This is a genomic window from Gemmiger gallinarum (assembly GCF_014982805.1).
In the GTDB taxonomy this organism is placed as follows: Bacteria; Bacillota; Clostridia; order Oscillospirales; family Ruminococcaceae; genus Gemmiger; species Gemmiger gallinarum.
On sequence record NZ_JADCKC010000002.1, the window covers coordinates 302,050 to 321,095 of the forward strand.

Below are 19,046 nucleotides of genomic sequence, written 5' to 3' on the forward strand. Positions count from 1 at the left end.
GGTGTCATGCATTTGCGGCGGCGCGGGCCGCAGCCTGTGCCGTTGCCCAGGCGATCTGCAGGTTGTAGCCGCCTGTCCGGGCGTCCACGTCCAGCACCTCTCCGGCAAAGTAGAGCCCCGGGCAGAGCTTGCTCTCCATGGTGCGGGGGTTCACCTGGGCGCAGTCCACGCCCCCCGCCGTCACCACGGCATGCTGCAGGTCCCCCAGCCGGGTCACCGGCACCTGCCAGTGCTTGCACAGCTCCACCAGGGCCTGCTTTTCCTCCCTGGTGATCTGGGCCGCCCGGGTGGCGGGGTCGATGCCCCACTTTTCCACCGCCACCGGCCGCATGGACCGGGGCAGCAGCTTTTCCAGCGCCCCCTGGGCACTGTGTCCCCCCAGGGCGGCAAAGTCCCGGGTCAGGCGGTCGTAGAGGGTCTTTTCATCGAGAGCCGGTTTCAGATCAAACTCCACCATATAGCGGTGGCGGGCGAAATCGTCGATCCAGGTGGACGCCGACAGCACCAGCGGCCCCGACAGCCCGAAGTGGGTGAACAGCGCCTCCCCCTGCTCGGTAAAGACGGAGCGGCCGTCCTCCAGCAGGGTCAGCCGGACATTGCGCAGGGACAGGCCCATCATTTTGCGGCAGGCCGGGTCGGGCGAGACCAAGCTGCACAGGCTGGGCTGGGGAGTGACCACCCGGTGCCCTGCCTGGCGGGCCAGCTTGTAACCGCTGCCGTCGCTGCCGGTGACGGGGTAGCTGAGGCCGCCGGTGGCCACCAGCACTGTCCCAGCATGGAGGGTGCGGCCGTCGGAGGTCTCCACGCCGGTGCAGCGGCCGTCCTCGATGCAGAGGCGGCGGGCAGAGCCGTGAACGATGCGGGCGTCGGCGGCGTAGCGGCGCAGGGCCTCCAGCACGTCGGCGGCGTGGTCGCTTTGGGGGAAGACCCGGCGGCCCCGCTCGGTCTTGAGGGGGACCCCCAGGGACTCAAACAGTTCCATGGCCGCGGCGGGCGGGAAGGCGTACAGCGCCGAGTAGAGAAACCGCGGGTTGCGGCGGACAAACCGGAGAAATTCCTGCACGTCGCAGTCGTTGGTCAGGTTGCAGCGGCCCTTGCCGGTGATGAGGATCTTCTGCCCCGTGCCCTTGGGGTTGTGTTCCAGCACGGTGACCGAGAGCCCCCGGGCCGCGGCGGCACCTGCGGCCATAAGTCCGGCCGCACCACCACCCACGATCAACAAATCAGGCATGGACATGGCCGGACCTCCTTTCGGTCAGAATGCCCGCCGCCGCATAGAGCAGCAGCAGGGGGTGCACCGTGGCCAGATACATGGTGGACGTGCCGATGCCGAAGCTGGACACCTCCACAAAGGCGATCATGGCGCAGCGCAGCGCCGCCATGCCCAGCAGCACCAGCAAGAGTGCCCAGGGCAGCAGCGTTTCCCGCTTCCGGCTTTTGAATACAGCCAGTATTTTTTTGATCTGCAAATACAGTGTGTACAAAAAGCTTAAGGGCAGCAGGGCGGCGTAGACATAGCGCACCCCCTGCAGAAAGCCGAAGACGATCTTCTGGTAGGGGCTGTAGTAGGGGGTGTCCTTCCCCGCCTCCGCCGCGCCGTTGAAGCTGCAATGGAGGTAGGCCGACCACTGGGCAAAGTCCTCCTCAGTGCCGATGGAGCGCAGCGCTTCATAGGGCTGGCAATCCTGGAAGGTCAGCGCCCACAGGGCCCCCTTGGCGCTCTCGGCCAGCACCGGCAGCACATGCTCGGCCCGGATGGGCGGGGTGGTGCTGCTGCGCTCCCCCGTCCAGGAAGGCAGGGTGCCGTCGTCGCACAGGGCGTTGATCCGCGCTGCCACCGAGGCCCAGTACTCCTCCGCCTCCTGGGCGGTGTCGTAGAGGCCCTCGAACTGGGCGGCACGGCGGATGGCCCAGTAAAAGCTCCCCGCCCGGTAGTCGTCCAGCTCGGGGTCGCGGAAGTCGTTCTGCAGCTGGGGGTCCTCCTCCAGCCAGTATTCCAGGGGGGCCAGCTCGGGGACGTTTTCATAGAGCAGTTCCCGGGCGCCCTTGGTCACCGCCACCAGGGGGGTGTAGCCCTCGGGAGCCTCCACCCGGGCCATGGCGCCCATGGCGTCGGCAAAGCTGCCGGTGGAGAAGTCGGACAGGGCAAAGACGCCGTAATAGTGCTGGTTCAGCCCGCAGAAGGTGAGAATCCCCGCCCCCAGCAGGGCAAAGGGCAGCACCAGAGCCGCCAGACGCCGGGGGTGGTGCTGACGCAGGGTCAGCCAGACCAGCACCAGGGTGGCCAGGGCCGCAAAGGGCAGCAGGAAGAGCCCCGCGTCCTCCCGGTCCAGGTAGCCGGTGACCAGTCCCGCCCCCGCCGCCAGCAGCCAGGGCCAGCGCCGGGCCTCCGGGGTGAAGATTGCCCGCAGCAACGCCCCGCAGAAGCCCGCGAAGCAGAACAGGCAGAGGGCCGGGAAGATGTTATCCCGGTAGACCCGCAATGTGTAGGCGGCGGTGGAGGCCGGGTTGAAGGCCAGCACTGCAAAGAGCACCAGCTCCGCCCAGCGGCCCCGCCCCGCATGGCGCAGCCAGGGCCGGAAGGCCAGGGCCGCCAGCAGCGACGCGCCGCACCAGAGCAGCTGTCCTGAGATCAGGTAAGGCAGATGGAGGGCATGGAGAAAGGCCAGCCACACCGCAAAGAACATGCTTTTGGAGAGGGTCAGGTAGTCGTAGGCTCCCAGCCACTCCCCGTTGGAGATGGCGTTGGCGGCGCGGAACATGAGTTCATCGTCCAGCGGCGCGCCCCCCACCCAGATATATGCCGACTGGAAGGAGGTCAGCACGCACTTGATAAGCACCACCGCCGCCACACACAGCCAGAAGGCCCGGGCGGACAGTTCCGGCAGACGGGGGCAGTGCAGCTGTGCTTTGTTGGTTGTTTCCATAGGCGCATTGCCCTCCTTTCCCGGCCGGTGCCGTTATTTCTGGATTTTTTCTACGCTCTCGATGAGGTATTTCTGCTTTTTGAAGATGAGATCCACCAGCAGGGAGAGGTACTTGACGATGATGGCCAGCACTGCAAAAACGCCGGCAAAGCCCAGGGTGAGGACAAACATCATGGTGGTCCAGCCCTCCACCGGGTGGCCGGTGGCGAAGATGACCAGGGTGTAGACCAGCTCGGCCAGGGCCAGCACCATCATGATGAGGGTGATGCCCGCACTGAACTTGAAGCCCGCGTCGGTGTAGAGGGTCAGGCTGTCGGCGGCCAGGCTGAAGCGGCCGGCCCCCTTGTCGATGATGCGGCCCTCAAAGGTCAGGTCTGTCATTTTCAGGCCGGAGGCGGCATAGGCGGCCTTGCGGTAGGGCAGGTGCTCGCTGGAGGCATGCACCCGGTTGACGGCCCGGCGGGAGACCAGGCGGAAGGCATCGGTGCGCAGCCGGTAGGCCGAGTGGGAGTTGGCGTTGAACACCCCGTAGAACAGCCGGCTGCTGCCGTTGGTTCGGTTGGGGCAGACCGAGACGATGTCGCTGCCGGTGAGGGCGGTCTGGTAGGCGGCAAAGATCATGTCCGCCGGGTAGGGGGTGTCGGTGGTGTCGAACTCATAGACATAGTCCCCGATGGCGGCATCCAGGCCGGCGTTCATGCAGGGTTCCAGCCGCTGGAACAGGCTCATGTGCAGAAAAGTCAGCGGCTTGGTCAGTTCCTTGGCCCAGTCCCGCAGCAGAGATACGGTATCGTCGGTGCAGGCGTCGTCCACGGCGATGAGCTCGTACTGCTCAAAGTGGGCGTCCAGCTGTTCGGTCAGCAGCTTGAAGAACTTGACCGCCCGCACCCCGTCGTTGTGCAGGTAGACCACCGCTGAGATAAAGTTTTTTTCCTTGTTCGTCGTCATTGCGCCAGCACCTCGTCCAAATCGTATACCGTGTTGATCTTGCCGGAAAGCACGCTGTAAAAGACCGGCATGTCGCACATCCGGCGCACCACGGTGGGGCGGGAGTCGTCGATCTCGCTGGCTTTCAGAATCGGCTTCATGCTGAACAGGCTTCCTTTGTAGGTAAAGCCGTATTCCTCCCGCAGATACTTGCGGGCAAGCTGTCCCATGTAGGGCCAGGCGCTCTGGGGCCTGGCGGGGCATTCGTTGCAGTTGTAGAGGCTGCCCGGACGGCAGCGGCCCTCGCTGTGCGCCTGACAGGGGAAGGTAGCCACCGTGTCATAGCTGGTCTCGTGGGGGGTGAAGGTCACGCTGGTCAGGCTGTGCAGCCCCGTCTGCCCGAAAGGCATCAGGCTGAAAAAGGGCCCATCCATGACGGTGATACCGGTATTGTAGAGCCGCTTATCCACCTCACAGAGGATGATCTCGCACAGCTCGTACTTGATCTTGAAGGGCTCAAACCCCGCCATGGCGTGGATGTCGTTGACCCCCGCGTAGGTGGCGTTGAGGACAAAGGGAGCCTCCGCCGCATCGCCCCCCGCCGTGATGCGCCAGGTATCGCTGCCCTTCTCGATGCGCTCCACCGGGTGGTCGTAGCGGATCTCCACATTGGGGCACTGGTTCAGTTCCTTCAGGAACCAGTCCTTCAGCACCTGGGCGTCGTAGGTATATTCGGTGGTGAGGAAGGCACCGTCGCACATGCCGGGGTTGAAGTACTTTTCGGGGTCCACGCCGTCGCAGCGGATGCCCGCGGACCGGCAGAAGCGGCGGAATTCAGCCGCATTGGTCCAGGAGAAGTGGGCGCTGGTGGCATAAATCTGGTCGAAATCGGTGCGCAGGCAGAAGCCGTAATCCTTGCAGAAGCGCTCAAAATAATGGGCGCTCTTAATGGCGGTAGAGTAGCTGCGGGGATAGTGATACCCCATGTGCACCCGCGCCTGATTGATGTAGGTGGCGCGCATGAAGGGTGCGGCGTCCCGCTCGAACACCAGCACCCGCTGGCCCCGGCGGCCGCACTGCAGAGCGGCATACAGGCCGTAGAGTCCCGCGCCGAGGATGATCTTGTCCACCGTCATGGCAAACGCTCCTTTGTGTTACGGATTGTACTTTCCCGCCAGCGTGGCAAACAGGATCTTGAGCAGGTCGCTGTTGCCCTTGAAGCCGCTGATCTTGGTGGGGGTGGCGCCGGTGGCCGGGTAGGCCCGGGTCACGGGGACCTCGCAGGCCTTAAGGCCCAGCTGAGTGGCGCGGACGCTGAGATAGGCCAGCAGCTCATACCCGGCAAAGACATCCCGCAGAGGCTTGACCTCCGGGTGGGTCAGGTAGGCGCGGCTGTAGGCCCGGTAGGCGTTGGTGGTGTCGGTGAACCACTGGTGTGCCGCCAGGCTGATGACCGGCGCATGGATGAGCCGCACCGCCAGATACCGGGATTTGGGGGTGTTGACGGCATGGCCGCCCTTGACAAAACGGCTGCCCTGGACCAGGTCGTAGCCTTCCTTCAGCTTGGCGATGAATTTGGGCACGTCCTCGATGGAGTCCTTGTTGTTGCCGTCCACCGTCATGACGCCCTCGTAACCCCGCTTGAGGGCATAGTGGATGCCCATGCGCAGCTGGGCCCCCTGCTTGCCGGGCCCGGTCTTGGTGAGCAGGGTGTTGACGCCGTACAAAGCCAGGGTATCGGGGTTCATGCTGCCGTCGGTGGAGCCGCCGTCGCAGAGGATGATGTCGCAGACCTTGTCCACCCCCGCCCGCTGGGCACGGCCCAGCTCGGTGAGGATGCGGGCGCCCTCGTTGATGACGGGGATGAGCAGGCAATAGTCGGCGCGGCGGGGTGCGATCTCGCAGATGGTATAGTCCGGCACACCGGAAATGTGTTTCACTGTGGCAGTGGTCATGCAAACACCTCCGCGATATCCTCAATGGCCCGGCGCACATCGTCCAGAGGGGCGCGGCGCATTTCGATGGAGACAAAGCCCCGGTAGCCCACGGCGTGGAGCATGGCGGCCAGCTCGGCGTGTTCGGGGCGTCGGCGGACCGGTTCCAGACCCGGCTCGCTGATATGCACATGGCTGACCCAGGCCAGGTCGGCCGCGAAGTCCCGCAGCCGCTCCCCATTGGTCAGGATGGTGGACAGGTCCAGATTGACGGCCAGGCCGGGATTGGACAGCCTCTTGACCAGAGCAAAGGCGTCCGCTGTGCGGGTCAGGTAGTTGGTGTAAACGGGCGGGTTGGCCTCCACGGCCAGCCGCACGCCGTAGCGGGCCGCCAGAGTGCCCGCCCGGTCAAAGAAGGCATCCCCCGCGGCGGGGTCGGTGCCCTCGGGCAGGGTGCGGTTTTTGGGGCAGCCGAAGACCAGGCTGGGGCAGTTGAGCACGTGGGCGAACTGATAGGCGCCCTCGGTGTATTCCAACAGTTCATCGGCCTGGGCGGCGTCAAAAATGCTGCCGGTCCGGCCGTACCAGATGCTCTGGATACTGGGGACACAGAAGCCCCAGCGGTTTTTCAGGTAGCCGCCAAACAGCATGGCAGAGGTCAGCTGCTCATAGGGCTCCTCCGGGAAAATGCGGGTGGGGGCCAGTTCCAGCCCGGTGAAACCGTGGGCCTTCATCTCGGTGTAGACTGCTTCGTCGTCCGCCTTGTCCCAGGCGATGTTGCTGATACTCAGTTGGATGGGGTCCGCCATCGGTCAATGCCTCCATTCCTGCATGAAACGGCAGATGCCGTCCAGTTCCTCTTGTTTGGTGCAGAGATAACCCTCCGCCCCGCCCAGCAGCGCTGCGTGTTCGCTGCGCAGGTCGTAGTCAAAGGGCGGGCGGGGCAGCTCGTTGGTCCAGTCGGTGCGGCCGGTCACCGCGGTGTAGACCTCCGCCGCCGCGACCGGGGGCGGGGTCAGGTTGAGCAGCGTCAGCTTGTTGGCCAGCGCCGTCTCAATATCCGACCACAGCCGCCGCAGATCGTAGAACTGGTAGCGGCTGCGGCTGTCGGTAAAGGCCAGAGCGTTGAAGTCGTTGTGTTCAAAGAAGTCCCGCAGGGCCGCGGCGTCTGCTGCCGGGTCCAGCTTGTAAAAGCCGTTGTCCGCCGGGCGGTAGCTCTGCCGCACCAGCTCACTTTCGGCCGCCAGCTCCTCATACTTTTGGGTGCGGAGCATGGCCGGGGTGATGGTGTGCAGATCAAACAGGAAATTCTTTTTCAGCCCGATGCCGTACAAGGCAGGCAGGCGGACGATGAGGGCGTCGGGGAAATCCTCCCGCACCCACAGTTCCAGTGTCCGCCGGTTGCGGCCGTAGGCAGGCAGGTCCGCGTCAAAGGGATCGGGCAGATCGGACTCGGTGCAGCCGCGGCTGTCCGGGTAGACCGCAATGGAGGAGATCAGCACAAGCTGCTTCGGCGCGATGGCGCGAATATTTTCCCGCGCGTCGCGCATGACGTCCAGGTCAGCCTCCGGGTCGGCGTTGGCCAGAAACATGGCCGCCGGGATGCCCGCATAAACGCAGAGGTCCGGCTTGGTGCCGTAGCTCTGCCCGATATCGGAAGAGTGGCGCGCCGCGGCAAAGGCATGCTTTGCCGCCAGGTTGCCCCCCACAAAACCGGTGGAACCCACCAGAAGATCGTTTGCCATACTTGCAGCACTCACTTTCCTGCATAACCCGCCGCGCAGGCGGGCAAAACCACCGCGGACTGTCTGTTCTGCCGCGGGAAATTGATTCAAAAAGGTTGTCAAAAAAAATGGCATACCGAGTTTATTATACCGATTCCGTATCGAAAAAGCAACGGAGCGCACTGAACAACTTTAGCCACAATGTTCAAAAATCTTCGCATCTATGCCGGCACCGTCGTGATATGCAAAAAGCCCCCGTTCCGTCAACCAGAACGAGGGCTCTGAATGTTTTGATTTATGTCAGACTGTTTTGTCCGTCCTCCATAAGATATTTACGCTTGCACCGCTTTTTGTATATCACACAAGCAACGAGTGCCAGTACCGTCACTGCGCTTACAGAATTGGCCAAAAGCCAGCGTTTCGGTTCACGGAACGCCACGGCCAGCCGCCCGCTGCTGTTTGCAGGCACCACGACCCCGACCAGTCCGTTGCTGCTCTGCACCACTGTGCCTTCGCCTTCTATCACCGAATACCCAGGATAGTACAGAAGCGGGAACTCCACATAACCTTCCTGGCCAAGATACTCAGTATATTCCACTGAGGTAACACCTTTGTCCTCCCGGCTGAAATCCCCCGTGGTAACAGTCGTAAAAATGTTTGGCGTCGCAAAACCGTCATCTGTCTGACAGCTATTTTTGGGCAAATACATTCCATCCATTTTATAGGCAAAATTCTCATTATTATATGCCAGTTGGGGGGTATCTGTAATGGTAAGAGGAGACATCGATTGTCCCCAGTCGCTCCAATACATCAGAACGCATATCACCGCAACAGCGGCAGTCCCTGAAAGCAACGGTTTTGCCCAAGAACCATATTCGGTCTGCTGGATCCCTTTTATGACAAAAAGGAACGTCAGAATCAAACCAATGGTAGCCAATGTTGTATAACGCCACGGGAACTGGATAACCGTAAAGATTTTACCAAACGGCAGTTTTTCCACTGCATCCCACGGGAATAATTTTGTAGAAAGGACAACTCCGGCCGTTCCAAATCCCAGCGATATTGCACCAAGTTTTTTCCAACGGTGCGGCAATTCACGAACTGCGCACAAAATCAAAGCCGCGGCAGCACCGCACAACAAGACAGAGGGTCCGATGGCAAACTTATTACTGTTATTGAACAGTGCCATCAATGTCTGGCCTCTCTGCTGAATATTGGGTTCATTGATTTCATTGTAAATCCCGCTGGTCATCACCGTAACAAAGGGGAGCAGGAACCACAAATTCAGCAGAACCGCCAGACCAACCGCCCGGATCCAGGCCAAAAGTACCGTTTTGCGGAAAGTCTGCCGCCAATAGATCAGACAAACCGCCGCTGTCGCTAAAACTGCAATTTCCGTATTGATCATATGGCTTTGAAGCAACGCACTGAACGCCAATGCCAGAACGATGCTTGCCCGTGCCCGGGATTTCCTGTCAGAATCCTTGTTGTACAAAAGCCAAAGACCATATACAACCGCCGGCAAAAATGTGATCGCAAGGTATTCCCCAATCGCAGCCGCGGCATACAAGCGGTGAAGCCGATACGGTGACAGAACATACAAAACTGCCCCTACCAAACCAATTTTTCTACCGAAAATCGGGCGGAAACTCCGATAAGAGATGACCGCTGTAAGAACGTGGACTGCCACCACAAAGGTCTGATACGCCCCCTGTATGGTAACGCCGCACAAACGCAAAATCGCTGGGAAATACAGAAACAACTCTCCATAAAACAGCGAAGTTGCATAGCCATAACCGTTCTTTGCAATGGGGTTGATCCTGACCGGAAATTGCCCGTTGCGCAGCGCTTGGACGATCCCTTCAATTCGGATCAGATGAAATCTGCAATCGTCAAACAGGCATACCCCGTCAATTAAAGCCAAAGCACTGGCAAGCGCCGTAGCACACCCCAGAACGATCACTACCACCGCGGTTTTTGCCCCTACATAGAGCGGACTGGACGGACAAAGCATCAAAATCGCCAAATCCAATGCCAGACACAACAGAATCGTGGCTATCGCCTCAAACACCGTGTATGTCATGTTTTGGACGATACTGATTTTTCCAACAGTAAAAATCCCACCGTCATCCACAAACCGTACCACTGCGGTATCGGTTTGTTTCCAAACCGTCAGGGTAACCGTATCGGTATTGGAGGTTTCATCCAGTATCAGAATTCCGTCTTCGACTGTCGATTCGTTTTTAGAATCAATGAGCCCAATCCCCGAACGGTGGTATAGCCCATCTTTCATCATCGTGGGGCGTATATAATACTCTACTGTGGCTTCATACCTGCCTGGTGAAAGAGTCAGTTCCGGCGTAGCAAGAATTTCCTGCCATTCAATATCATATGTTGCACCGTAATATCCATTTTCATCATATCCCAAAGTAACACCTTGCGCGGTATTCTCCAGTTGTTCGGCCTCAAAGGCATAGCAGATAGGCGGCTGCACTGCTGTCCAAATTGCCGCCGCAATGCACACCAGTTCTACAACAAGCAAAACCATCCTGACAGGATTTCTTGCCCAAAATCTCAGTAATTCTCGGCCTCGTTGATTTTTCATCTGTTCTCCTCACCTGTTAACTGTCAACCGCTCTTTTGTATCTACATGTTTGGTGTACGGGGGCACACGCAGTCTGAAGGACTTTTTGTATCTGCGTATCGATTTTACCATACCCGCCCAACACACGGCAACAAAAAATGCTCTGCCTTTTATCCAAAGGAAAAAGCAGAGCGTGATATCACATTTTTTGCTGTCCGGCAGTGTCAGAGCTGTCTCTGGCACATCTCCAGATACCCCTCAATGATGGACAGCCCCACCGGTCCCGACTTTTCGGGGTGGAACTGGGTGCCGTACACATTGCCATGGGCCACCGCCGCGCAGATGCGGCGGCCGCCGTAGACGGTATCGGCCAGGCGGTCGGCATCGGCGGCGGGCAGGGCTTCATAGGAGTGGATGAAGTAGCACTCCTGCCCCGGCGTTACTGCTTCCAGGGGGGTGCCGTGGAAGTTTATCCGTCCGCCCGCCGGGTAGAGAGGCTCCCAACCAATATGGGGCACCCGCTGGCGGCTGCCGTCCATGGCGGCGGAGGGAATGCGCACCACCCGGCCATGGATGAGCCCCAGCCCCGTCCAGTAGCCGAACTCCTCCGACTCGTCAAAGAGCATCTGCATGCCCAGGCAGATGCCCAGGATGGGGGTACCTTGGGCAGCTTTTTCCCGCAGAGGGCCCACCAGATCCAGCTTTTCCAACCCCTGCATGCCGTCCCGGAAGGCGCCCACCCCGGGCAGGACAAGAGCGTCCGCCTTGAGGACGGCGGCCGGGTCGCCGGTGACTTCCACCTCGGCGCCGAAATGCTCAAAGGCATGGGTGACGCTAAGCAGATTGGACAGGCCGTAATCGATGACTGTAACTTTCATGCGCGCACCTCCACACCGGCCTGACGCAGGCCCTGCTTGAGTTCGGGCACCGTTTCCTTGTTATAGTGCAGCACCGCCGCGCATGCCACGGCATCGGCCCCGGCATGTACTGCGTCCACAATGTCATCGCAGCAGCCCACGCCGCCGCCGCAGATGACCGGCACATCCACCGCGCTGGTCACTGCCTGGATGAGGTCAAGATCCATCCCCCGCTGCAGGCCCTCGCAGTCCACGCTGGTCAGCAGGATCTCGCCGGCGCCCAGTTCGACGCCGCGCTTGGCCCACTCCACCACGTCGTAGCCGGAATGAGCCCGGCCGTTGTCGTAGTAGGCTTCCCAGCCGGACCAGCTGCGGCTGCGCTTGGCCTGGATGGACAGCACCATGCACTGGCTGCCGAAGGCCGCTGCCACCTCCGAGATAAGCTCCGGCCGTTTGATGGCCGCCGTGTTGATGGCCACCTTGTCGGCGCCCATGGACAGGATGGCTCGGACATCCTCCACGCTGCGCAGACCGCCGCCCACGCAGACGGGGATATAGACATCGTCCACCGTGCGGCGCACAATGTCCGACAGGTTGTTGCGGTTGTACAGGCTGGCAACAATGTCGATGTAGAGCAGTTCATCAATGCCCTGCTCGTAGTACTTGCGGGCAAAGGCGTTGGGGTCGCCCAGCTTGCGCAGGCCTTCCAGCTGAATGCCCTTGACAAGGTTTTCGTCCTTGACATCCAGCCGGGCGATCAGGCGGATTTTTTTGGACATACCGCCGCCTCCTTACATTTCGTGATGGGTGCCTTTCGGGTCGCCCCACAGCACTTCGCTGTCGCCTTCGTAGGGGGTGTGGCGCAGCTTCCAGATGCCGTCCTCGTACTTCCACAGATGGGGCGAACGGAACCGGTCGGCCAGATGCATGAAGTACTCCCGGTCCATCCTGGGCTGCTCGAACAGCTGGCTGGCCCAAGGGAAATGCTGCTTGTCGATGGACAGGTACTGCATGATCTCCTTCTCGAAGCGGTCGGGGTACTCGCCGTCGAACTTCTTGCACAGCGCCTTGCCCTCGTCCAGGGTGATCTCGCCGTTGCGGATCTCCTGGGCGGCGTCGTAGGTGGTGCGGCCGATGCCGTACTTGATATAGGTGGTGTAGTAGAAGAAATCGTCGATCTTGTCGTCGATGGAGTTGTACTTGGAGTAGGTGCCCTGGGTGCGTTCGGGAGCCGGACGGAATCCGCCGTGCTCCACCGCGTAGTAGTAGGCGCCCTGGGGATGCCACTTCTCATAGTAGCCCAGGTAGCGGACCTGGACGTGGTTCTTCTCCAGGTTGGAGGTCTCGGAGGGCAGGTAAATGGCCAGGTCGGCCTTGTCGATCTTGTAGTCCTCCTCCAGCTGGCGCAGGCTCACGCCGCCCAGGTAGATGTGGTCATAATCGTTGACGGCAAAGAAGTGCTCGTCCCGCAGGGCGGAGTTGTTGTCAGCAATAGGGTTGCCGAACTCAGCCTCATTCTCGCCGTAGAACACCAGAGGGATGCCGAACTTGGCAGCCATCTTGGGGGCCAGCTGCTTCTGGCCCAGGATGAAGGGCTGGAAGGGATGGAACAGGTTCTCGGTGGCCAGGCGGGTGAGCAGGCGGTGGGTCATGCCGTTGGGGGTGCAGAGGTAGTTGTCAAAGCCGGCATGAATCCAGGCCTGCATGTTGTCCCAGCCCCAAGGGGTGTAGATGTGGGGCGCCCAGGTCACGGTGAGGGGATGCATGCCGTACTTGTACTTGAGCAGATGGGCGGCGTAAAAGCTGTCCTTGCCGCCGGAGCCGGGAACCAGACAGTCGTAGGAGCCGTCGTTCTTGCGGTACTGGTCGCACAGTTCCCGCAGTTCCTTCTCCCGCAGGGCCCAGTCGATGTTGCCGTTGGCCTTGTTGCGGCAGGCATGGCAGGCATCGCAGACGCCGTCCTCCTGAATGACCATCGTCTTTTTGATGGAGTGGATGGTGTGCTCAAACTCGTAGCAGGAGTTGGGCTTCTGGTTGCTCATGACGCATTCCTTGCAGAACCGGACTTTCTGGGGCAGGCCGTAGTAGGTCTCCAGCTGGTCCTCCGGAATGTCCGGCGCATATTTGGAATAATCGATGTCGACGTAGCGCGGCAGTTTTTCCATGGTGGTTTCCTCCCGATCGGTGGGTTTGCTGTTTTCCTGATCTCTTACCCGGCAGGGCAAAAACAAAACGCCGCCCGGAAGAGAGATTTTCCCTCTTCCGGGCGGCGTCCTTGCCGTATAGCGGGTATTATAGCACAGGTTTGGGCGGGTTGCAAGCACAGATTGCAATTCTCATGGCAGCATCCGGCTCAACCGTGTCACTGCTCTCCCGCCACCTGCACACCGTCGATGTAGACAGCTTTGACGTGGGTCAGCACCTCAAAGGGGCAGCCGTCGGTGAGGACCAGGTCGGCATCCTTGCCCACTTCCAGCGAGCCCACGCGGTCGGCCACGCCGATGTGCTCCGCGGGGTGGATGGTCACCGCCTGCAGGGCAGCGAAGGGGTCCATACCCGCCTTGATAGCCATACCGGCACACAGGGGCAGATACTGCTGGGGGATAACCGAGTTGTCGGTGATGATGGACACATGGCAGCCGGCCTTTGCCAGAACGCCGGGGGTGGCCCAGCTCTTGTTCTGCAGCTCGAACTTGCTGGCGTGGGTCAGGGTGGGACCTACCGCCATGGGGACATCCTTCTCTTTTGCCAGTTCGTCCACGATGAGGTGGCCCTCGGTCACGTGCTCCAAGGTGATGCGCACACCGAACTCATGGGCGATGCGCAGCGCCGTAAAGATGTCGTTAGCCTGATGGGCGTGGGCCTTCAGGGGGATGGTGCCGTCCAGCACCGGCAGCAGGGCTTCCAGCTTCTGGTTGTAGGCAGGCATCTTGGTGATATCTCCATTGGCCGCCTGTTTGCGGGCGCCGTAATCCCGGGCCGCCGCCAGGGCGCCCCGGAGGAAGGCCGCCGTGGACATGCGGGTGGAATCGAACTTATCCTTGTAGACCCGCTTGGGGTTTTCACCGAAGGCACACTTCATGGCAACGGGATCCTTGACCACCATGTTGTCCACCCGCTCCCCCACCGTTTTGAGGGCAACGAAGGTGCCGCCCAGCACGTTGGCGCTGCCCGGGCCGGTGCAGACACAGGTCACGCCGGCATTGCGGGCCGCCGCAAAGCTGGGGTCACGGGGATTGATGCCGTCGATGGCCCGCAGGTGCGGGGTCCAGATGTCGTTCATCTCGTTATAGTCCCGACCCTCGTAGCCGATGCCGGAGCCGTCCAGGCCGATGTGGCTGTGGGCGTCCACAAAGCCGGGGAACACATCCAGCCCGGATGCATCCACAACTTCGCAGTCCTCAGGGGCATCGAGGTCAGCACCCATGGCAGCGATCTTGCCGTCCTGCAGCAGGATGTCGACGGCTTGCGGTTCGGGGTGGACCGCGTCATGGACCCGGCCGCCGCGGATCAGAACAGGTTTGGTTTGCATGTTGTACGTCCTTCTTTCCTGTGAAACATGAACCCGCTGCCGGCGTTGCAGACCGGCAGCGGGTATTTTGTATGGTTGGGCTCAGCCCTGCTTCCAGATGGGGTCTTTCAGTTCCCACTCGCCGTACTCGTTCTTCTCGAACAAATCACGGTTGTAGAACTTGTCCATGATGGCCCAGAACTCGCTCTCAGTATAGCCGCAGAACTCACAGAAATCCCGAACGCACAGGGGGTCCAGTTTGCCGTCCCGCTCCTTGATGATGGGGATGGCTTCCTCCCGGGTCATCAGGCCGTAGCGGATATAGCGGGCGGTGTAGTCGGTGGCCGCCGCATGGCCGAACTTGGGATACTTGAGCCAGGAGTGCACCAGGTAGGCCCGGGAGTCGATCTGGTCGAAGTTCTCGGCGTGATGGGTGCGGTCCCACTCGTGGGTCAGGTCATGGAAACCGTGGGCCTTGGCGATCTGGTAGTTCTTGTAGCTGTTCCAGGGCACAAAGTAGCTCATATAGAAGGGGTCCAGCTTTTTCAGTTCCTCGGCGTCGGGGGCCAGGGTCAGGCTCAGGTCCTTCTCGGTGACGCCGTCGCCGATGAGTTCCTCCATGGGGAAGCCCACGGCCACGCCGTTCTCGATCTGGTCCATGGCGGAGTAGGTCTCCTTGTCGGCGTTGCCGCCGTACTCAAAGCTGACGTTCTCGCCGTAGCAGAGCATGGGAGTGTTGAACTTGGCCGCCATGTGCAGGGGGAAGGTGTAGATCAGACGGTCCACGTACCAGGTGGGCTTGCCGTACTTTTCAAAGAATTTGCGCATCAGGATCTTCTGGACCTTGATGTTGGGCTTGCAGCTGATGATGGTGCAGCCGAACTCCTCGCTGATGTTCTTGAGGTTGTGGATGCCCGCCTGGGTCATGGGGAAGTTATCCTCCACGCTGAAGAGGATGGGGTTCATGTGCATGACTTCCTTGAGCATCCAGACCTGGAAGTGGCTGTCCTTGCCGCCGGAGACCGCCACGGCACAGTCGTAGCCGCCGGGGCCGTTGCAGCCGCGGTACTTGTCGCACAGGGCCTCGAACTCCTTGAAACGGGCATCCCAGTCCACCTGCTTGCGGTGTTCGTAATGGCGGCAGGCGCTGCAGACGCCCTCGGCGTCAAAGGTGATGCCGGGACGGGTGTCGGGCATGGTACATTTTTTGCAGTAACGCATGGTTTGTCTCCTTTTCTGTCAACGCCGCGGCGCGGCGGAAGTTGCCGGTTGGGCAGCGGATATACCTGCGTTTATGATACCCCATTTAACGCCGGTTGGCAAGTATCCCGGCGGTCTGCGCCGCCTTGCGCCGCCACCCTGCCCGCGGTATAATACAGATGATTCCCACCAGGTCCCGGCAGAGCCTTTTCAGCGCGGCATTTTGTCCCGCAGGGCAGGCCCCGCCCCGGTCCGGTGCTGAAAGGATGTTTTCCCCATGTCAAACACCCCCTCCCCCGCCGCCCTGGCGCGGCGCTGGCTGCCGGATGTGCTGCTGGTCGTCTTTGCGGCTGTGCTGGTCGTGTTCGGGGCGCAGTTCACCACCAACGGCAACTTCTGGCTGGACGAGTTCTTCTCCATCGAGATGGTCAAGCTGGACTGGACCGAGATCCCCGCCGCCACCGCTGCCGACGTTCACCCGCCGCTGTACTACTTTATCTTAAAGCTGTTTGTGACGGTGTTCGGCAATACCCACATCGTCTACCGCATTGCCTCCTTTGTGCCCTATGTGCTGACGGTCCTCATGGCGCTGGTGCTGTTCCGCCCGGCCTTCGGGCGGTTTGCAGCGCTGGTCTTTCTCTGCCTCATGGCCCCCAACGTCTCCTCCCTGCGCTTTTTCACCGAGGCGCGAATGTACGGCTGGGCGCTGTTTTTCGTCACCCTGTGCGGGTTTGCGGCCTACAAGATCACCGACGCCCAGTCGCCCAGGCGGGGCTGGTGGATCACATTGACCGTGACCGGGCTGTGCTCGGCCTATCTTCACTATTTCGCCCTGCTGGCCGTCTGCTTTGTCTATCTGTTCCTGCTCATCTATACCCTGCGCTTTGACCGCAAGCTCCTGCGCGGCTGGCTGATCGCCGCGGCGGTGTCGGTAATCTGCTATCTGCCCTGGGTGTTCATGGCGGTAAGCAACATTCTCTATCAGGCCACCGGCGGCTTCTGGCTGCAGGAGCTGCCCGCCCTGTCCGAGACGCTGGAGCTCATCATCGGCAGCCGGGTATCCAGCCACACTCTGTTGCTTTTGCTGACGGCTTCCGTCATCACCTATTATCTCCTGCCCGGGTGCGGTTCCCGCAGTTGCCGCTGGCTGGGGCTTTCCGGCCTGCTGGCGGCGGTGGGCGTCATCGCCATGGGGTATCTGGCCAGTGTGGCGCTGCGGCCCATGTACCTTTCCCGGTATTTCTTCCCCGTCTGCGGACTGCTGTGGCTGGCCATGGCGGTGGCCGCCGCCGGGCTGACCAAACGCCTGCCGGCGGTGCGGGTGCTGCTGGTTGTGCTCATTCTCTACGCCATGTATGAGCCCGCCATGCAGTACCGCAGCGACCTTTTGGACACCAACGCCGCCGTTGCCCAGACCGTCAGCTTTGTGGAGGACCGCGCCCAGCCCGGAGACAGCATCTACTCGGTGACCGAGCACGTGGACAACCGGGTGCTGGAGTTCTTCTACCCTGACTGCGACACCCATGCGGGCGGCGACCTGGCCGATGCCCTGCCCGACGAAGGCGGCAGCCTTTTCCTCGTCTACCCCGAGGAGGACCTTTCTCCTGAGCTGACCGACCGGCTTACCGCCGCCGGTCTGACGGCGGTGGAGTGGCAGGGGGCGCTGCTGGACAACCAGTGGTGCCGCATCTACTACCTGACGCCGCAGTAAGCCCGCCCCTTTCCCATCGCAAAACACAACAAAGAAATCCCCGCCGCGGTTTGCATCCGCAGCGGGGATTTTTCATTGCTATGGCAGGTTTGCTGTTGCCGGGTCAGCGGCCCGGCAGCTTGTCAGCGGGAGATCACTCCACGATGATGCTCTTGCCGGTCATTTCCGCCGGGACAGGCAGGCCCACGTAGGGCAGCATGGTGGGAGCGATATCGGCCAGGCAGCCGCCCTCCCGCAGCTTGACATCGCCCGCGCCGATGACGGCGAAGGGCACCACGTTGGTGGTGTGGGCGGTGAAGGGAGTACCGTCGGGGTTCTCCATCTTCTCGGCGTTGCCGTGGTCGGCGGTCAGGAAGACCACGCCGCCCATCTTGAGGGTGGCATCCACCACTTTGCCCACAGCAGCGTCCACAGCCTCAACGGCCTTGACGGCAGCGTCAAAGACGCCGGTATGGCCGACCATGTCGCAGTTGGCAAAGTTCAGGATGACCACGTCATACTTGCCGCTCTCAATGCGGGCCTTGCACTCCTCGGCGACCTCGGGGGCGCTCATCTCAGGCTTGAGGTCGTAGGTGGCAACCTTCGGGCTGGGGATGACCTTGCGGTCCTCGCCCTCGTAGGGAGCCTCCACGCCGCCGTTGAAGAAGAAGGTCACATGGGCGTACTTCTCAGTCTCGGCGATGCGCAGCTGGGTCTTGCCGTTCTTGGACAGATACTCGCCCAGAACGTTGTTCAGCTCAACGGGGGGATAGGCAACCTCCACGTTGGGCATGGTGGCGTCGTACTCGGCCATGCAGACGTAGTTGACGGGGAAGCGGCCGTAGCGGCGCTCAAAGCCGTCGAAAGCATCGTCCACGAAGATGCGGGTCATCTGACGGGCACGGTCGGGGCGGAAGTTCATGAAGATGACGGTATCGCCCTCCTGAACGCGGCCGCCCTCGCAGGTGACGCAGGGAACCACGAACTCGTCGGTGACATCGTTCTTGTAGCTGTTCTCGATGGCTTCCTTGGCGCTGGCGGCATGGTCGCCCTCGCCGTAGACGAAGGCAGCGTAGGCCTTCTCCTCGCGGTCCCAGTTCTTGTCGCGGTCCATGGCGTAGTAACGGCCGGTGACGGTAGCGATCTGGCCGATGCCCAGCTCGTCCAGCTTGGCCTGCAGGTCGGCCAGGAAGCCCTCGCCGGAGTGCGGGTCGGTGTCACGGCCGTCCATGATGCAGTGCAGGTAAACCTTGGTGGCGCCCATATGCTTGGCCATGTCCAGCACGCCGAACCAGTGGTCGGCATGGCTGTGAACGCCGCCGGTGCCCACCAGGCCCATGAGGTGGATGGCTTTGCCGGCGTCGATGGCAGCCTTCATGTTCTTGACCAGGACGGGGTTCTCCTTCATGGAGCCGTCGCGGATGGACTTGGTGATGAGGGTCAGCTGCTGGTAGACGATGCGGCCGGCGCCCATGTTGGTGTGGCCGACTTCGGAGTTGCCCATCTGGCCGTCGGGCAGGCCCACTGCCATGCCGGAGGCATCGATGGTGGTCATGGGGTACTTGGAGAAAATCTCATCCAGATGAGGGGTCTTGGCGGCGACGACGGCGTTGCCGAAGGTCTGGTCCGGCGTCCAGCCGAAGCCGTCCATGATGCAGAGAAGAACAGGTTTCTTGGACATAAACGTATTTG

At 61.2% G+C, this 19,046-nt stretch carries 15 protein-coding genes; 1 reads left to right on the forward strand and 14 read right to left on the reverse strand.

Annotated elements, in window-relative coordinates; genetic code table 11:
- Nucleotides 1–4: 4 nt before the first annotated feature.
- From INF35_RS07015 to INF35_RS07075, 13 genes are all read right to left on the reverse strand, one after another.
- Nucleotides 5–1,231, reverse strand: coding sequence for a BaiN/RdsA family NAD(P)/FAD-dependent oxidoreductase (locus tag INF35_RS07015; RefSeq protein ID WP_193501735.1), 1,227 nt, complete (start codon nt 1,229–1,231; stop codon nt 5–7).
- Complete coding sequence (locus INF35_RS07020; protein WP_193500954.1) at nt 1,224–2,927, reverse strand: hypothetical protein; 1,704 nt, start codon at nt 2,925–2,927, stop codon at nt 1,224–1,226. Before INF35_RS07020 ends, INF35_RS07015 begins: the two co-directional genes overlap by 8 nt.
- Nucleotides 2,928–2,960: 33 nt before the next feature.
- A complete protein-coding gene (locus INF35_RS07025; protein ID WP_193500955.1) occupies nt 2,961–3,875 on the reverse strand; it encodes a glycosyltransferase in 915 nt (304 codons plus the stop codon).
- On the reverse strand, nt 3,872–4,990 hold the full coding sequence (locus tag INF35_RS07030; protein ID WP_193500957.1) for an NAD(P)/FAD-dependent oxidoreductase: 1,119 nt from the start codon (nt 4,988–4,990) through the stop codon (nt 3,872–3,874). The genes INF35_RS07025 and INF35_RS07030 overlap by 4 nt, the downstream gene beginning before the upstream one ends.
- Before the next feature lie 18 nt (nt 4,991–5,008).
- A complete protein-coding gene (locus INF35_RS07035; RefSeq protein ID WP_193500960.1) occupies nt 5,009–5,809 on the reverse strand; it encodes a glycosyltransferase family 2 protein in 801 nt (266 codons plus the stop codon).
- Nucleotides 5,806–6,597, reverse strand: a complete 792-nt coding sequence (locus INF35_RS07040) for a sugar phosphate isomerase/epimerase family protein (RefSeq protein ID WP_193500961.1) — start codon at nt 6,595–6,597, stop codon at nt 5,806–5,808. The genes INF35_RS07035 and INF35_RS07040 overlap by 4 nt, the downstream gene beginning before the upstream one ends.
- A 3-nt stretch (nt 6,598–6,600) precedes the next feature.
- Nucleotides 6,601–7,533: a sugar nucleotide-binding protein gene (locus tag INF35_RS07045; protein WP_193500962.1), complete on the reverse strand. Its 933-nt coding sequence runs from the start codon at nt 7,531–7,533 to the stop codon at nt 6,601–6,603.
- Between the two features lie 274 nt (nt 7,534–7,807).
- Nucleotides 7,808–10,117: a 6-pyruvoyl-tetrahydropterin synthase-related protein gene (locus tag INF35_RS07050; protein WP_193500963.1), complete on the reverse strand. Its 2,310-nt coding sequence runs from the start codon at nt 10,115–10,117 to the stop codon at nt 7,808–7,810.
- A gap of 203 nt (nt 10,118–10,320) precedes the next feature.
- Nucleotides 10,321–10,974 carry an imidazole glycerol phosphate synthase subunit HisH gene (hisH, locus tag INF35_RS07055; RefSeq protein ID WP_193500964.1) on the reverse strand — a complete coding sequence of 218 codons (654 nt, stop codon included), beginning with the start codon at nt 10,972–10,974 and terminating at the stop codon, nt 10,321–10,323.
- Nucleotides 10,971–11,732: an imidazole glycerol phosphate synthase subunit HisF gene (hisF, locus tag INF35_RS07060; RefSeq protein WP_193500965.1), complete on the reverse strand. Its 762-nt coding sequence runs from the start codon at nt 11,730–11,732 to the stop codon at nt 10,971–10,973. Before hisF ends, hisH begins: the two co-directional genes overlap by 4 nt.
- A 12-nt stretch (nt 11,733–11,744) precedes the next feature.
- Nucleotides 11,745–13,118 carry an N-acetyl sugar amidotransferase gene (locus INF35_RS07065; RefSeq protein WP_193500966.1) on the reverse strand — a complete coding sequence of 458 codons (1,374 nt, stop codon included), beginning with the start codon at nt 13,116–13,118 and terminating at the stop codon, nt 11,745–11,747.
- A gap of 197 nt (nt 13,119–13,315) precedes the next feature.
- Nucleotides 13,316–14,485 (reverse strand): amidohydrolase, encoded by a 1,170-nt coding sequence (locus INF35_RS07070; RefSeq protein ID WP_193500967.1) that lies wholly within the window; start codon nt 14,483–14,485, stop codon nt 13,316–13,318.
- Nucleotides 14,486–14,566: 81 nt separating this feature from the next.
- On the reverse strand, nt 14,567–15,685 hold the full coding sequence (locus INF35_RS07075; RefSeq protein ID WP_193500969.1) for an N-acetyl sugar amidotransferase: 1,119 nt from the start codon (nt 15,683–15,685) through the stop codon (nt 14,567–14,569).
- Nucleotides 15,686–15,941: 256 nt separating this feature from the next.
- Between INF35_RS07075 and INF35_RS07080 the strand changes: the two genes are divergently transcribed.
- On the forward strand, nt 15,942–17,375 hold the full coding sequence (locus INF35_RS07080; protein ID WP_193500971.1) for a glycosyltransferase family 39 protein: 1,434 nt from the start codon (nt 15,942–15,944) through the stop codon (nt 17,373–17,375).
- Nucleotides 17,376–17,508: 133 nt separating this feature from the next.
- Here INF35_RS07080 and gpmI read toward each other — a convergent pair whose 3' ends face one another.
- Entirely contained in the window at nt 17,509–19,035 is a 1,527-nt protein-coding gene (gene gpmI, locus INF35_RS07085) for a 2,3-bisphosphoglycerate-independent phosphoglycerate mutase (protein WP_193500973.1), read from the reverse strand.
- Nucleotides 19,036–19,046 lie beyond the last annotated feature (11 nt).

Bases quoted from the DNA above. Each gene is read 5' to 3' on its own strand.
- INF35_RS07015 (WP_193501735.1), bottom strand. From the start codon at position 1,231: ATGCCTGATTTGTTGATCGTGGGTGGTGGTGCGGCCGGACTTATGGCC.
- INF35_RS07020 (WP_193500954.1), bottom strand. From the start codon at position 2,927: ATGGAAACAACCAACAAAGCACAGCTGCACTGCCCCCGTCTGCCGGAA.
- INF35_RS07025 (WP_193500955.1), bottom strand. From the start codon at position 3,875: ATGACGACGAACAAGGAAAAAAACTTTATCTCAGCGGTGGTCTACCTG.
- INF35_RS07030 (WP_193500957.1), bottom strand. From the start codon at position 4,990: ATGACGGTGGACAAGATCATCCTCGGCGCGGGACTCTACGGCCTGTAT.
- INF35_RS07035 (WP_193500960.1), bottom strand. From the start codon at position 5,809: ATGACCACTGCCACAGTGAAACACATTTCCGGTGTGCCGGACTATACC.
- INF35_RS07040 (WP_193500961.1), bottom strand. From the start codon at position 6,597: ATGGCGGACCCCATCCAACTGAGTATCAGCAACATCGCCTGGGACAAG.
- INF35_RS07045 (WP_193500962.1), bottom strand. From the start codon at position 7,533: ATGGCAAACGATCTTCTGGTGGGTTCCACCGGTTTTGTGGGGGGCAAC.
- INF35_RS07050 (WP_193500963.1), bottom strand. From the start codon at position 10,117: ATGAAAAATCAACGAGGCCGAGAATTACTGAGATTTTGGGCAAGAAAT.
- hisH (WP_193500964.1), bottom strand. From the start codon at position 10,974: ATGAAAGTTACAGTCATCGATTACGGCCTGTCCAATCTGCTTAGCGTC.
- hisF (WP_193500965.1), bottom strand. From the start codon at position 11,732: ATGTCCAAAAAAATCCGCCTGATCGCCCGGCTGGATGTCAAGGACGAA.
- INF35_RS07065 (WP_193500966.1), bottom strand. From the start codon at position 13,118: ATGGAAAAACTGCCGCGCTACGTCGACATCGATTATTCCAAATATGCG.
- INF35_RS07070 (WP_193500967.1), bottom strand. From the start codon at position 14,485: ATGCAAACCAAACCTGTTCTGATCCGCGGCGGCCGGGTCCATGACGCG.
- INF35_RS07075 (WP_193500969.1), bottom strand. From the start codon at position 15,685: ATGCGTTACTGCAAAAAATGTACCATGCCCGACACCCGTCCCGGCATC.
- INF35_RS07080 (WP_193500971.1), top strand. From the start codon at position 15,942: ATGTCAAACACCCCCTCCCCCGCCGCCCTGGCGCGGCGCTGGCTGCCG.
- gpmI (WP_193500973.1), bottom strand. From the start codon at position 19,035: ATGTCCAAGAAACCTGTTCTTCTCTGCATCATGGACGGCTTCGGCTGG.